The sequence below is a fragment of the Modestobacter marinus genome (assembly GCF_011758655.1).
Taxonomy (GTDB): domain Bacteria; phylum Actinomycetota; class Actinomycetes; order Mycobacteriales; family Geodermatophilaceae; genus Modestobacter; species Modestobacter marinus.
The window spans coordinates 1,393,818-1,407,538 of the sequence record NZ_JAAMPA010000001.1 but is presented as its reverse complement, the minus strand read 5'-3'; the positions used below and the strand labels follow the sequence as shown (position 1 = coordinate 1,407,538).

Here is a 13,721-nt window from a genome sequence, read left to right as displayed (position 1 = left end):
CGGCACGGCTCCACGTCAGGTCGCGCGGCTCAACCCGGTTCAGCGGGCCCGCCGCGGCTCGCCGCGGTAGGTGCCGACGCTCCACCGGTTGCCCTCGGGATCGCGGACGGCGAACTCCTGACCGCCGTAGCCGGTGTCGTGCAGCTGCTGGACGACCTCGGCACCGGCGGCGCGCGCCCGGGCGTGCACCGCCGCGATGTCGTCGGTGACCAGGTAGGCGGCCGCGGTGCCCGGGGTGGCCGGCCAGGGGTCGTCCGGGACGTCGCGCACCGAGCCCAGCATCACCCCGCCGCCGGGCGGCCAGTCCAGCTGGGCGTGTTGGACGACGTCGCCGTCGGCGTACACGGCGGTCTCCTCGAAGCCGAGGGCGTCGACGAGGAAGCGGATCACGGCTCGGGCGTCCCGGGCGCGGAAGGCGGGCCAGACGGTGGGTGGGGGAGCGGTATCGGTCATGGACTCAGGATGTCGACACGGGCGCGGGGCCGTCTTGGACGAATCGGAGCGGGTCGTCGGCGTCGGCGCGGAGCAGCTGGTGCTCGGCAGCCAGCCACCGGCGGGGCGGCAGCCCGGCGAGCTCCCGCCACTCCCGGGTCAGGTGGGCCTGGTCGGCGTACCCGGCGCCGGCGGCCAGTCCGGCCAGGTCGACATCCGATCCGCGGGCGACCGCGGAGCCCAGCCGGCGGCGGGCCACGTCGAAGCGCACCACGCGGGCGGCCTCCTTGGGGCTCAGCCCGAACTCGGCGGTGAACCGCTGACGGAGGTGCCGCTCGGACCAGCCGACGGTCGCGGCGACGGTGGCGACCGGCAGTCGCCCGGCCGACCCGGTGGTCAGCTGCCAGGCGTGGGTCACCTCGGGCGCGGCTCCGGGCGCGTCCCGGAGGGCGAGCCGGCCCAGGACGTCGTCCACCGCGGCGAACCGGGCGGGCCAGCTGCCCGCTCCGCGGACCCGGTCGAGCAGCTCCGCGGCGGGGCCGCCCAGCACGTCGGCGAGGGGCTCGTCCCGCGACCGGAGCGCTCCCGCGGGAACGCCGAGCAGGGCGCGGGCACCCGCCGGCGTCAGCGACACCTGGACGCCGGCCTGCCGGGTGCCGGTGGCGATCAGCGCGGGCCGGGTGTGCAGGCCGCCGACCAGTGCCGCACAGCTCCCGGGCGGCTGCCCCGGGTCGGGATGGGCCACCAACTCCAGCGGTTCGTCCAGGGTGAGGATCAGCGTGAGGTGCGGGGACGGCAGGCCCCGGTGCAGCGCGGGGGTGAGCCCCGTCTGCCGGTAGCCGACCATCATCGCGACCAGCCCGCGCAGGGCCGGGTGCGGCCGGTGGGCGAGGAACTCGCTGGTCACGGTCCGAGGATGGCAGCACCGCCCCGACACCTCCAGAGATCGCGACGCGCGGGTAGGCCGCCCTGCGCTCCGTCACCGCCACGCGGTCGACCACCAGCGGTTCGCGGCCCCGTCGCCCGGCCGCCACCCGTCTCCCGCACCGTGTCGATGAGCGTCGACCCCGGCGCCCCGTCCCCTCGGAGGTCCTCGTGCACCCCTCCCGTCCCGGCGCGACACGCGCCTCCACCGGCGCCCTGGCCCTCGCGGCCGCAGTCGCCGTCCCGCTGCTCACCGCGAGCCCGGCCGCCGCGGGCGGCCACGGGCACGGGCACGCCATCGAGCCGGTCCGCTTCGCCACGTACAACGTCTCGATGTTCCGCACCACCGAGGGAGAGCTGGCCGCCGACCTGGCCGACGCCGACGACGAGCCGCAGGACGCCGAGGTGCGAAACGTCGCCGAGGTCATCCAGCGGCAGCGGCAGCGACCCGACGTGCTGCTGCTCAACGAGTTCGACTTCGACGCCGAGGGGCTGGCCCTGGAACGGTTCCAGGAGAACTTCCTCGGCGTCGCCCAGGGACCCGTGGGGGAGGAGGCCGAGCCCATCGAGTACCCGTACGCGATGGTCTTCGCCTCCAACACCGGCGTGGCCAGCGGCTTCGACCTGAACGACGACGGCACGGTGGGCACGGAGGGGCAGGCCTACGGGGACGACTCGTTCGGCTTCGGCACGTTCCCCGGCCAGTACGCCTTCGCGGTGCTGTCGAAGCACCCGATCGACACCGACGAGGTGCGCACGTTCCAGGAGTTCCGGTGGGCGGACATGCCCGGCGCCCGGCTGCCCGACGACCCGGCCACCCCCGAGCCGGCCGACTTCTACTCCGCCGAGGAGCTGGAGGTCTTCCGGCTGTCCAGCAAGAACCACGTCGACGTCCCGGTGCAGATCGGCCGGCGCACGGTGCACGTGCTGGCCAGCCACCCCACCCCGCCGAGCTTCGACGGGCCGGAGGACCGCAACGGGCTGCGCAATGCGGACGAGATCCGGTTCTGGGCCGACTACGTCACCCCCGGCGCGGGCTCCTACATCTACGACGACGAGGGGACGACCGGTGGCCTGCCGTGGTGGGAGCCGTTCGTGATCATGGGTGACCTCAACGCCGACCCGGCCGACGACGGCAACGGCGTGCCCGGCGCGGCCGACCAGGTCGTCGAGCTGCGCCAGGTCCGGGACCCGCAGCCGGCCAGCGAGGGGGCCGTGGAGGCCACGGCGCTGCAGGGGGGCGCGAACCTCGAGCACGAGGGCGACCCGAGGTACGACACCGCCGACTTCGCGGACGGCGAGTTCGGCCCGGGCAACCTCCGGGTGGACTACGTGCTGCCGTCGCGGTTGCTGAAGGTCCTCGACGCCGGGGTGTTCTGGCCGCCGCTGGACGACCCCCTGTCCCGGCTGACCGGGGTCTACGACCCGCAGTTCACCAACGGCTTCCCCAGCTCCGACCACCGGATGGTGTGGGCCGACGTCGCACTGCGGGGCTGGCACCACCGCTGACCCACCCCGCCGGGAGGCCGCTCAGCGATCGACGCGGGCGGTCTCCCGGCGCATCCGCAGGCCCTGCAGCAGCAGCCCGCCGGCGAGCACCGCGCCGACCCCCTCGCCGGCGCGCAGCCGCAGGTCCAGCAGCGGTTCACAGCCGAGGGCCTGGAGGACGGCGTCGCAGCCGCGTTCCCGGCTGCGCTGCCCGGCCACCAGCGCCGATTGCGCCGCCGGCTCCAGCAGCACGGCGACCAGCGCGGCGACCGCGGTGGCGAACCCGTCCAGGACGACGACCGCCCCAGCCTCCGCCGCCCCCAGCACCACCCCGGCGAGCACCGCCAGCTCCGGGCCACCCAGCTCGGCGAGCGCGGTCACCGGGTCCAGGTCGGTGCCGGCCCGGGCGAGCGCCGCGGCCACGACGGCCCGCTTGCGCTCGACCATCGCCGCGTCCGCCCCGGACCCGAGCCCGGCGAGCTCGGCTGGTTCCACGTGCAACAGTGCGCCGGCCAGCGCGGCGGCGACCGTGGTGTTGCCGACCCCGACCTCGCCAAGGGCGACCAGCCCCGCCCGGCCGTGCTCGGCGCCCAGCGCCCGGCCGGACGCCAGCAGCGCCGCGGTGTCCGCCGCCGTCATCGCCGGCCCGGTCACCAGGTCGCCGCGGGCGTCGGCCGGCCGGGTCGCGACCGCACCGGGCACCGCCGGCCCGGTCACCCCGGCGTCCACCACGACCACGCCCAGCCCCGCCGCGCGGGCAGCCGTGGCACCCATCGCCACCCCGGCGACCGCGGCGATGACGACGTCCCGGGTGGCCGAGGGGGGGTAGGCCGAGACGCCGTGCACGGTGACCGGGTGGTCGGCGGCGGCGAGCAGCAGCACACCACCGGTCAGGTCACCCCGGCCCAACGCCACGGCTCGGGCGACCGCGCCGTCCAGCACCCCCAGCGACCCCGGCGGGGTCAGCAGCCGGTCGGCGCCGTCGCGGGCCGCGACCACCGCGGCCGGCTCGGGGGCGCGCAGGCGGGAGGGAGGAGGTGCGACGTCCTCGGCCGGCCACCGGTCGTGCAGGACGACGTCGGACAGCGGCTGCCGGCGCGACCACGCGGCCCGCTCCAGGCCGGGGGCCGGCGGGCGCTCGTCCGGCCAGCCCAGGCACAGCCAGCCGAGGGTGACGACGCCGTCGGGCAGGCCGAGCAGCGCAGCGAGCTCCTCGGGGCGGAACAGGGTCACCCAGCCGACGCCCAGGCCCTCCGCCCGGGCGGCCAGCCACAGGTTCTGGATCGCGGTGGCGCAGCTCCACAGGTCGGCGTCGGGGAAGGTGGCCCGGCCGAGCACCCCGGCCGCCGGCGCCCGCCGGTCGCAGCAGACGACGACGCCCAGCGGCGCCTCCCGCACGCCGGCCAGCTGCAGGTCCAGCAGCCGGGCCGCAGCGTCCGGGTCGAGCTGCGCGGCCTGGCGCAGCCGCTCCCGGTCGGTGAGGACGGCGGCAGTGTCCCGGGTGCCGGCGTCGCGGACGACGACGAACCGCCAGGGCTGACTGTGCCCCACCGACGGCGCCTGGTGCGCGGCGGTGAGCACCCGGGTGAGCACCTCGTCGGGCACCGGGTCCGGGCGGTAGCGCCGGACGTCGCGGCGGGCCTCGACCGCCCGGTACAGCCCCGCCCGGTCGGCCTCGGGGAGCGCCCAGCCGGTGGGGTCGGCGGCGCGCTCGGTGGCCGCGGTGCCGTCGCCGATCAGCGGCACCGGCCGGGGCCACGTCATCCCTCGACCTGGGCCAGGAACCGGCGCACGGTCTCCAGGAACACCTCGGGCTGCTCGGAGTGCACCCAGTGCCCGGCGTTCTTCACCCGCACCAGCCGGGTCGTCGGGAACAACTCGTCCATCCGCGGCCGGTCGTCGTCCAGCACGTAGGTGGAGTTCGCGCCGGCGATCCAGAGCACCGGCCCCTCGTAGCTGGCTCCCGGCGGGGGGTCGGGGAAGCGGCGCAGCTCGCCCAGGTCGCGGGCCAGGGTCTCCAGGTTCAGCCGCCAGCGCCAGCCGTCGCCCTCCCCGACGCCGTCCCGGACCAGGCTCTGCAGCAGGAACGACCGCACCATCGTGCTCGGGACGGCGGCGCGCAGCGCCTGGTCGGCGTCCTCCCGGGTCTCCAGCTCATCGAGGTCCATGCCCTGCATGGCGGTGATGAACGCGGCGAACGGGGAGGCCTCCTCGTCGGGGTCCTCGGTGCGACCGCCGGACTCGGGGTAGTCGGTCGGGGCGATGTCGACGACGACGAGGGCGCGCAGCAGCTCGGGGCGGCGCAGCGCCAGCTGCATCGCGACCTTGCCGCCCATCGAGTGCCCGACCAGCGTCACCGGCTCGCCCAGCAGGGCCAGCTCGGCGCCGACGTACTCGGCCATGTCGCCGTAGTCCACCCGGTCGGTCCACGGCGAGTGCCCGTGGTTGGGCAGGTCGAGCAGGGTGACCCGGTGGCCGTCGGCGGCCAGCGCCTTGGCGATCGTCGTCCAGTTGCGGCCCTGGCCGAACAGGCCGTGCACGAAGACGACGCGGGGCCCGGTGTCCCCGAGCGTGCGGGCCGACAGGCGGATGTCCTCGGTCATGCCCTGATCGCAGCACATGTCGCTGCGCCCGGCTGTCGGTGGGCGCACGTAGCGTCGGGTCACCGGTCGTCGACCCCCAGGAGTTCACCCGTGCCCGGACGCCGACGGCGCTCCTCCAGCTCGACCCGCAGCACCGCCCGCACGACCACGACGGCGACCCGCAAGGCTCCGGCGAAGGCAGCTCCGAAGAGGGCCACCGCCACGAAGGCCGCTCCGAAGCGGGCCGCGCCGAAGGCCGGCGCCGAGCTGCCGGTCGCCGGTCCGGGGGAACGGGTCTGGGTGCTCGCCGTCCCGTTCCGCGCGCCGGCGCCGGGGGCCAGCTGGCACGCCGGCCTGTCCGCCCACGTGTACGTGGGCGCCACCCTCCCCGCGGCGCTGGCGCCCTACGACCCACCGCCGTACAGCCTGGAGCGGTTCCTCGAGGACGAGCTGAACGCCGAGCCGCGCCCGGTGCCGGCGGGCCGGCCGATGTCACCGCGGCCGGAGCAGGTCACCGGGGCAGCGGTCATCGCGGCGCACGAGGCGGCCGGCGGGCGGATGTTCCTGCTCGGCGACGACCCGGGCGTGGGCAAGACGGGCACCGCCGTCCTGGCGGTCGGCCGGATCGCAGCCCGGCGACCGGTCCGCACCGTGCTCGTGGTCGCCGACCGGCCGGCGGCGATCACCGTGCCGCACTGGGCGAGGTCGATCGCGGCCTTCGGCGACAGCGGGCTGCGCTGGTGCGTGACCACCTGGGACCGGCTGGGCAAGGTCGCCGGGCTCACGAAGGCCACCGGGCAGCGGTTCGACGTCGTCGTCGCCGACGAGGCGCACATGGTCCGGCACACCACCACGCAGCGGTGGAAGCACTGGCGTTCGGTGTCCGGCGCCGGCCGGGTCAAGGACGCGCCCTACGTGCTGCTGGCCACCGCGACCCCGGCGCACACCCCACTGGAGCTGCCCTACCTCGCCCCGCACTTCGCCGCCGTGCACGGCGAGCCGCTCAAGGACTGGACCGACCTCCCCGGCCGGCTCGCGGCGCACGGGTTCCACGTGGAACGTGCCCGCTACGGCTGGAGCTGGACCGAGGACGCCGAGGAGCGCCGGGCCGACCTGGCCCGGCTGCGGAGCTGGCTGGCCGACACCGAGCCGCCGGCCACGCTGCACCGCCCCGCCCCCTGGGGGCCGGTGTCGGTCACCGGCACCCCGGTCGAGCTGACCCCGGCCGAGCGGGCCCAGTACGAGGCGGAGTGGTCGGAGTTCCGCGCGGAGATGCAGCTCGCCCGGCGGAAGCGCGAGACCGCCCGCGGCCGGGCCGCGCTGCTGCGGTTCCGGCAGAAGGCCGGGCTGATCCGGGCGCAGGCCACCGTCGACTGGGTGAAGGCCCAGGTCGAGGCCGACCGGCAAGTGGCGGTGTCGGTCGAGTTCGTCGAGACCGCGGCCGACCCGATCCGGGAGGCCCTGCTGGACGGCGGGGTGGCCGTCGCCTCGATCTACGGCCGGGACCGTTTCGACGTCGAGGCCGAGCGGCTGCGCTTCCAGACCGGGGAGGCGCCGGTGTGCGTCTTCACCGTGACCGCCTCGATCAGCCTGCACGCCGGGGAGGTGCTGCCCGGCGGGCGCACCGCGTCGACCACGCCCCGGGTCGGGCTGTTCCACCAGCCGCGGTTCTCCGGGATCGCCGCCCGGCAGGTCACGGGCCGCACGCACCGCGACCACCAGGTCTCGCCGTGGCGGGTCGCGTTCGCGTTCGCGCAGGAAACCGTGGAGGAGGACGTCGCGCGGGTGATGGTGGAGCGGCTGGCGGTCACCGGCTCGACCGCCGGTGGCGACACCGCCGGGCTGCAGCAGATCGCCGAGCTGCTCGACGCCGACTGGCTGCCCGCGATCTCCCTGACCGGTTCGGACTAGCCGGCGGCCCGTCGCATCGGCAGGTGCGGGATGCCGTCCTCGACGTAGTCCGGCCCCGAGCGCCGGAAGCCGAAGCGCTCGTACCAGGCCTCCAGGTAGGCCTGAGCGCCGATGTCGATCGTGCGCCCCGCGCACAGCTCGATGCCGCGCGCGATGAGCTGGGCCGACAGCCCGCGACCCCGGGCGTGCTCCGCGGTCGCGACCCGGCCGATCGACCGGTCCTCGCCGTTGGTCAGCACCCGGATCGTGGCGAGCACGGTGCCGTCGTCGGACTCGTGCCAGAGGTGCACGGTGGTCGGCTCGGCGTCCCGGCCGTCCAGCTCCGGGTACGGGCAGGCCTGCTCCACCACGAAGACGTCGACCCGCAGGCGCAGGATGCCGTAGAGCTCGGCCGGGGTCAGCTCGGCGAAGGCCGCCTCGCGCAGCGCAGGTGCATCGGTCACCCGTGCATCGTCGCAAGCCCTCAGGACGCCGTCCGCCGCAGGTGATCCCGGTGGGCCAGCAGTGCCCACACGACGTGCCCGAGGTCCATGCGTTCCCCACCGGCCGGCATGGCGTCCGGCAGCGACGCGTCAGGCACGAGGGTCAGGAGCGGCCGCGACGTCTCGCCGGTGGTCAGGCCGGTGGTGAAGGCCGGGTCGGCCGGACCCCAGACCCGCTGCCCGGACCGGTCGTGTGCGACCAGCTCCCGACCTCGATGGGCGAGCTCGATCCCCTCGTCGTGCACCAAGCCGTGGTCGGTGTCGCACAGCAGCACCATGGCCGACACGTCGGTGCGGCCACCCAGCCGCCAGGGGGTCAGGTGGTGGGCGTGCAGCCGCTCGACCCGGGTCTCGGTGCAGCCCGGTCGCACGCAGCCGCCGTCCCGGGCCAGCAACGCCCGCCGCTGCGCTGCGGTCGCCAGCCGCCGGCGCCGCCCCATCGCGAGCGGCCGGCCCTCCCGCTCCACGATGACCGTCAGCGACGCCTCGCACGCCATCCGCCGCACCTGTGCAGGGGAGAGCGCCGGGCCACCCTCCAGGTGTGCCCGCCCGGCGGCAGCGTCAGTGGCCAGGACGTCGGCGTCCACGTGCACCACCACCTCGCGGCGTGGCGGGTCGCCGGCTCGTCGTCCGGTGTCAGCGGCGACCTCGGCCAGCTGGGCCAACACCCGGCAGCGCCGGGCACTCATGCGTTCCCGCGGGGGCGTCCCGGGGTCCGCCGGGCAGTCGGCGGCGGCCGCCCGGGTCGCGGCGGCGCGTTCCCGGCGGGCGTCCCGTTCCGCCAGTGACTCGACCGCCGCCAGCAGCGCGGCGCCGGCCTCGCCGTCCATCCGCACCTGCAGCACGAGCATCCCGTCGGCGTCCCAGTGCCACTGGAAGGACCGCTTCTCCGCGACGAGCTCCTCATCGACGGCGTCCGACCGGCGCCAGGCCCGGACCACCCGCTCGACCTGGGACGCCGTGGCGTGCCTGGCCAGCTCGACCAACTCGACTTCGGTGCCTGCGTCGGCCACCCGGGTGATCGCCCGCACCTTCGAGTACGACAGCCTCCCGGCGGCGAACGCCTCCGCCGTCACCGGCAGCGCGCCCAGCGCCCTGGCGACCCGGACGTGCTCCCGGGCGGCTCCCGGACCCATCCCGCACTTCCAGGCCAGCCAGTGCGCACAGCTCTTGACGCCGACCTCGCCCCAGCCCTCCCGGGCGTCGAACTCCGCGACCAGCCGCAACCAGGCTGCGGTCGCCGCCGCCAGCCGCACCGCACCGGACCGGATCTCCCGGGCCAGCTCCTCGATCGACCGCCCGACCGACCCGCGCTCCGCCACGTCCGGCCCCGACACGTCCCGCACCGCCACGACTGCACCCATGACCCGACGCTAGGCAGGAGGTACGACAGAACCGCAGCTCACCGGCGTGGGGGCGTTCCCGCGGGAACGCTCACGGCTCGGTCAGCCGGCGGCGCGGTACTGCGCGGCGACGTCGGCGTCCGACAGCACGCTGGTGTAGACGCTGACGTGCGCCACCGACCCGGCGAAGAACGCGCTCCGCGGCGCCCCGGGCCACGCGCTGCTGATCGTGTCGTAGCCGACCCGCCAGTAGCCGGTGAACGGCTCGGCCGCGGTCGCGTCCCGGCGGCTCGCCACCAGGGCGCCGTCCACGTAGAGCCGCAGCCCGGTGCCCGGGGAGAACGTGGCCGTCATCTGGTGCCAGGCGCCGTCGTTGTAGCTGCCGGGCGACGTCGTCGTCACCGGCGACCCGTCGTAGACGCCGAAGGTGAGCGTGCCGGAGTCGGTCATGTAGACGTGCCGGTCGTACTGGGTGGAGGCGGCGCCCCGGGTGCCGTTGCCGAAGCCGATGAGCTTGCCGCCGTCCCGGGTGGTGGTGGCGAACCAGACCTGGACGCTGAAGGTCTGCGGGTTCGCCAGTGCGGTCGTCGAGTAGACGTGGCCGGACCCGCCGTCGAGCCGGACCCCCTTGCCGTCGCCCCCGCAGGCCGGGCCGGGGACCCGGTAGGTGATCCCGCTGCTGCTGTAGTACCCGTCGACCGCCCCGGCGTAGAGCCCGCTGTTCACCGCGACCGGCCCGGCGGTCTCCTGCAGTGCCAGGTACCCGGGCGCGCTCGCGCCGGCCGAGGTGCACGTGTAGTAGCGGACCGAGGCCCAGGAGTTGGCGTCGTTCGCGGTGGTCGCGGTGAAGACGGCGCCCACCGCCGAGGTGCCGGGCAGGGGGCCGAGCAGGGCGGCGAGGCCGACGGCCACGGCCGGGACGGCGAGACGCGCGCCCCACCACCCGCTGCCGGTCGCCGGCCCGTCGTCGTCCTCGGCCGTGCGGTGGGCGAGCGCGAGGGCGACGACCAGGGCGAGCAGGGCGGCACCGCCGGCGAGGGGGAGCGCCCGCCCCTCCGCCGCCCACAGCACGGGCAGGCCCAGCGCCGGCAGCCGGAGCGCGCCGACGCCGTGCACGGTGGACGGGTCGACGAGCTGGGGGTCCGGCGTGGGGTTGGCGTCACCCTGCAGCCGGAGTCCGCCGTCCTCGACGGCGACCAGCCGGTGCAGCCGCAGCCGGCCGGGTGCGTCGGGGTCGTCGACGAGGAGCACGTCCCCGACGGCGAGGTCGGCGATGGGGACCGGCCGGACGACGGCGACGTCCCCGGGGGAGACGCCGGGCTCCATCGAGCCGGAGAGGACGACGGTGGTCTCCCAGCCGACGACCGTGGGTGCGACCGAGACGGCGAGCAGCAGCGCCAGGGTGCCGAGCAGCGCCCGGGCGAGGCTGCTGAGCACCAGCGCGGACCTGCCGCGGCGCCAGGCGGCAGCTCGGGACACGGAACGGGTGGCGGTCATCGGGTGCGCGCCTCCCAGACGAAGCTGAGCCTGGCGGTGCCGTTCTGGGTGCTCGCCGGGGCACCGGCCCGCAGCGTCCAGTCGACCTTGTAGACGCGGGTGGTGGGCGCGGCGCCGGTGCTGGACCAGCTGCCGACGCCGGCGGCCCAGCGGTCGGTGGGGAAGCCGGCGAGGGTGCCGGTGTAGGCGGTGGCGGAGGACGTGAAGCCGGCGCAGTCGCCGCTCGAGCCGCCCGTCCCCACGGCGATGGCGAGGTCCAGCTGGGCGGCCAGCCCGTTGGTGCTGCTCCGGCCGGTGCCGTACAGCCGGACGGTGGCCGGTGACCCGGATGCGGTGACGGCGACGCACCGGGTGCCCGAGGCCCCCGGGCGCAGCCCCGTGGCGGTGAACATCCGGACGGCGGAGTCGTCGTCGGTCAGCGCGAGCGTGCCGGTGCTGACGGTGGGCAACGCAAGCGAGCCGGTGGTGGCACTGAACCCGGCGTAGGCCCCGTGCCAGACCAGCGCCGCGGCCAGCACCAGCGCGATGCCCGCGGCGGCGGCGCCGGCCAGGCGCACCGAGCGGGGCCGCGGACGGCGACCGGTGGCCGGGCGATCGGGACGGGACCTCACATCGCTCCATCGGCCGGGCCGGCCGGACGTGGAGCCCCCGTCACCCGCCCGGGTGAGCGGGGCGGTGTTAGCGTCGCGAGCTGACACGGGGTGTCCCACCGGGGACTGAGAGCACACCCGTCGAACCTGCTCCAGTTGGTACTGGCGAAGGGATGTCACCGCGATGGACGCCATCGACCTGCGCGCTGCCGGCACGGCGCTGCGCGACTCCGCACCCCTGGTGCACTGCCTGACCAACACGGTCGTGCAGACGATCACCGCCAACGCGCTGCTGGCGATCGGCGCCGCACCGGCCATGGTCGACGACCCGGCCGAGGCCGGTGAGTTCGCCGCCGTCGCCTCCGCGGTGCTGGTCAACGTGGGCACGGTGCAGCAGCGCACCGCCGAGGCGATGCGGCTCGCCGCCCGAACCGCCAGCGAGGTGGGCACGCCGTGGGTGCTGGACCCGGTGGCCGTCGGCGGGCTCACCTTCCGCACCGAGCTCGCCGCCGACCTGGTCGAGCTGCGCCCCGCCGTCGTCCGCGGCAACGCCTCCGAGGTGCTCGCCCTGGCCGGCGCCGGCAAGGGCGGCCGCGGCGTGGAGAGCACCGACACCCCGGAGGCCGCGCTCGAGGCGGCCGGGGAGCTGGCCCGCCGGACCGGCGGCATCGTCGCGGTCAGCGGTCCGGTCGACGTCGTCACCGACGGGGACCGGGTGGTCCGGGTGGGCGGCGGCTCCCCGCTGCTCACCCGGACCACCGGCGCCGGCTGCGCGCTGGGCGGCGTCGTCGCCGCCTACGTCGCCACCACCGGTGACCGGCTCACCGCCGTCGTCGCCGCGCACGCGCACGTGGCGCTGGCCGCCGAGGCCGCGGCCGGGCTCGCCGCCGGGCCGGGCACGTTCGCCGCGCTCTGGCTGGACGCGCTGGACGCGGTCGACGGCGACGCGCTCGCCTGCGCCGACGTCCGCAGCGCATGAGGGCCGGCTTCGACCCGCGGCTGTACCTGGTCACCGACACGCTGCTCTGCGCGCCCCGGTCGGTGCCCGAGGTGGTCGCCGCCGCCGTCTCCGGCGGGGTGACCGCGGTGCAGGTGCGGGACAAGACCGCCGGCCGCCGCGACCTGCTCGCCCTCACCCGCGCGGTGCAGGAGGTGCTCCGGCCGACCCCGCAGGTCCGGCTGTTCGTCAACGACGCCGTGGACGTCGCCCTGCTCACCGGCGCCGACGGCGTGCACGTGGGCCAGGACGACCTGCCGGCCGTCGACGTCCGCAGGCTGCTGGGCCCCGACGTCCTGGTCGGCGTCTCCGTCGGCAGCACCGCCGAGCTGGACGACGTCCTCGCGCTGCCGGCGGGCACCGCCGACCTGGTCGGTCTCAGCCCGGTCTGGTCCACCCCGACCAAGCCGGACGCCGGCGCCGCCCTGGAACTCGACGGCACCAGCGCGCTGGCAGCCCGGGCCCGCGCCGGGGGGCTGCTGTCGGTGGCCATCGGCGGCATCTCCGCGGCGACGGCCGCCGCCGTGGCCGGCACCGGGGTCGACGGCATCTGCGTGGTCTCCGACATCTGCGCCGCCGCCGACCCGGCGGCCGCCGCGCGGACCCTGCGCGCCGCGATGGCCGGGGAGCTGGTGGCCCGATGACCGCCGCCGTGGCCCTCACCGTGGCCGGCAGCGACCCCAGCGGTGGCGCCGGCATCCAGGCCGACCTCAAGACCTTCAGCGCGCTCGGCGTCTACGGCACCGCGGTGCTCACCGCGCTGACCGCGCAGAACACCCGCGGCGTCACCGGCGTGCACCCCGTGCCGGCCGGCTTCGTCGGTGAGCAGCTGGCCACCCTGCTGGACGACGTGACCGTGCACGCCACCAAGCTCGGGATGCTCGGCACCGCCGACGTGGTGCGGACGGTCGCCGCGGCGCTGGCCGACCGGCCCGGCGGCCCCGTGGTCTGCGACCCGGTGATGGTGGCGACCAGCGGCGACCGGCTGATCTCGGCGGAGGCGGTCGACGCCGTCCGCACCGACCTGCTGCCGGTGACCGACCTGCTCACCCCGAACGTGCCCGAGGCGGCGGCCCTGCTGGACGTGCCGCCGGCGACGACGGTCGAGGAGCTGGCCCCGCAGGCCCGCGCGCTGCTGGCGCTGGGGCCGGCGGCGGTGCTGCTCAAGGGCGGGCACCTGGGCGGGGAGGAGAGCGTCGACGTCCTCGCGACCGCGGGTGGGGTGCGGGAGACCCGGCGCCCCCGGGTGTCGACGTCGTCGACCCACGGCACCGGCTGCACGCTGTCCTCGGCGCTGGCGGCGCTGGCCGCCCGGGAACGGCTGGCCGGGCGGCAGCTGGACTGGGCGCCGCTGGTCGACCAGGCGCGGGACTACCTGCAGGCCGCGCTCGAGGCCGGGGAGTCGCTCGGGGTCGGCTCCGGGCACGGCCCGGTGCACCACTTCGCCGGCCGCTGGTGAGCCTGCGCCGCTGCTG

Annotated in this window: 13 protein-coding genes and 1 riboswitch; of the genes, 5 read left to right on the top strand and 8 right to left on the bottom strand. The window is 76.4% G+C overall.

Annotation, left to right across the window (positions count from 1 at the left end; genetic code table 11):
- Positions 1-39: 39 nt before the first annotated feature.
- Together FB380_RS06650 and FB380_RS06645 are read right to left on the bottom strand one after the other, a co-directional pair.
- A complete protein-coding gene (locus FB380_RS06650) occupies positions 40-453 on the bottom strand; it encodes a VOC family protein (RefSeq protein ID WP_166754387.1) in 414 nt (137 codons plus the stop codon).
- A gap of 4 nt (positions 454-457) precedes the next feature.
- On the bottom strand, positions 458-1,339 hold the full coding sequence (locus FB380_RS06645) for an AraC family transcriptional regulator (protein ID WP_188959486.1): 882 nt from the start codon (positions 1,337-1,339) through the stop codon (positions 458-460).
- A gap of 188 nt (positions 1,340-1,527) precedes the next feature.
- Between FB380_RS06645 and FB380_RS06640 the strand changes: the two genes are divergently transcribed.
- Complete coding sequence (locus FB380_RS06640) at positions 1,528-2,865, top strand: endonuclease/exonuclease/phosphatase family protein (RefSeq protein ID WP_166754386.1); 1,338 nt, start codon at positions 1,528-1,530, stop codon at positions 2,863-2,865.
- Between the two features lie 21 nt (positions 2,866-2,886).
- Here FB380_RS06640 and bluB read toward each other — a convergent pair whose 3' ends face one another.
- Together bluB and FB380_RS06630 are read right to left on the bottom strand one after the other, a co-directional pair.
- Positions 2,887-4,608 carry a 5,6-dimethylbenzimidazole synthase gene (bluB, locus tag FB380_RS06635; protein ID WP_166754385.1) on the bottom strand — a complete coding sequence of 574 codons (1,722 nt, stop codon included), beginning with the start codon at positions 4,606-4,608 and terminating at the stop codon, positions 2,887-2,889.
- Positions 4,605-5,447: an alpha/beta fold hydrolase gene (locus tag FB380_RS06630; RefSeq protein ID WP_166754384.1), complete on the bottom strand. Its 843-nt coding sequence runs from the start codon at positions 5,445-5,447 to the stop codon at positions 4,605-4,607. Before FB380_RS06630 ends, bluB begins: the two co-directional genes overlap by 4 nt.
- A 90-nt stretch (positions 5,448-5,537) precedes the next feature.
- Between FB380_RS06630 and FB380_RS06625 the strand changes: the two genes are divergently transcribed.
- Entirely contained in the window at positions 5,538-7,337 is a 1,800-nt protein-coding gene (locus tag FB380_RS06625) for a helicase (RefSeq protein WP_166754383.1), read from the top strand.
- Here FB380_RS06625 and FB380_RS06620 read toward each other — a convergent pair.
- From FB380_RS06620 to FB380_RS06605, 4 genes are all read right to left on the bottom strand, one after another.
- Positions 7,334-7,780 (bottom strand): GNAT family N-acetyltransferase, encoded by a 447-nt coding sequence (locus FB380_RS06620; RefSeq protein WP_166754382.1) that lies wholly within the window; start codon positions 7,778-7,780, stop codon positions 7,334-7,336. The genes FB380_RS06625 and FB380_RS06620 overlap by 4 nt on opposite strands.
- Positions 7,781-7,800: 20 nt before the next feature.
- The gene (locus tag FB380_RS06615) at positions 7,801-9,183 is read right to left on the bottom strand and encodes an HNH endonuclease signature motif containing protein (RefSeq protein ID WP_166754381.1); all 1,383 of its coding nucleotides are present in this window, start codon (positions 9,181-9,183) and stop codon (positions 7,801-7,803) included.
- Positions 9,184-9,264: 81 nt separating this feature from the next.
- Positions 9,265-10,659: a LamG-like jellyroll fold domain-containing protein gene (locus tag FB380_RS06610; RefSeq protein WP_166754380.1), complete on the bottom strand. Its 1,395-nt coding sequence runs from the start codon at positions 10,657-10,659 to the stop codon at positions 9,265-9,267.
- Positions 10,656-11,270, bottom strand: a complete 615-nt coding sequence (locus FB380_RS06605; protein WP_166754379.1) for a hypothetical protein — start codon at positions 11,268-11,270, stop codon at positions 10,656-10,658. The genes FB380_RS06610 and FB380_RS06605 overlap by 4 nt, the downstream gene beginning before the upstream one ends.
- A 76-nt stretch (positions 11,271-11,346) precedes the next feature.
- Positions 11,347-11,440: riboswitch (TPP riboswitch) on the top strand.
- Here FB380_RS06605 and thiM point away from each other — a divergent pair.
- From thiM to thiD, 3 genes are all read left to right on the top strand, one after another.
- Complete coding sequence (thiM, locus tag FB380_RS06600) at positions 11,434-12,228, top strand: hydroxyethylthiazole kinase (RefSeq protein ID WP_166754378.1); 795 nt, start codon at positions 11,434-11,436, stop codon at positions 12,226-12,228. (Overlaps the previous riboswitch by 7 nt.)
- The gene (thiE, locus tag FB380_RS06595) at positions 12,225-12,890 is read left to right on the top strand and encodes a thiamine phosphate synthase (RefSeq protein ID WP_166754377.1); all 666 of its coding nucleotides are present in this window, start codon (positions 12,225-12,227) and stop codon (positions 12,888-12,890) included. The genes thiM and thiE overlap by 4 nt, the downstream gene beginning before the upstream one ends.
- Entirely contained in the window at positions 12,887-13,705 is an 819-nt protein-coding gene (gene thiD / locus FB380_RS06590; protein ID WP_166754376.1) for a bifunctional hydroxymethylpyrimidine kinase/phosphomethylpyrimidine kinase, read from the top strand. The genes thiE and thiD overlap by 4 nt, the downstream gene beginning before the upstream one ends.
- Positions 13,706-13,721: the final 16 nt, after the last annotated feature.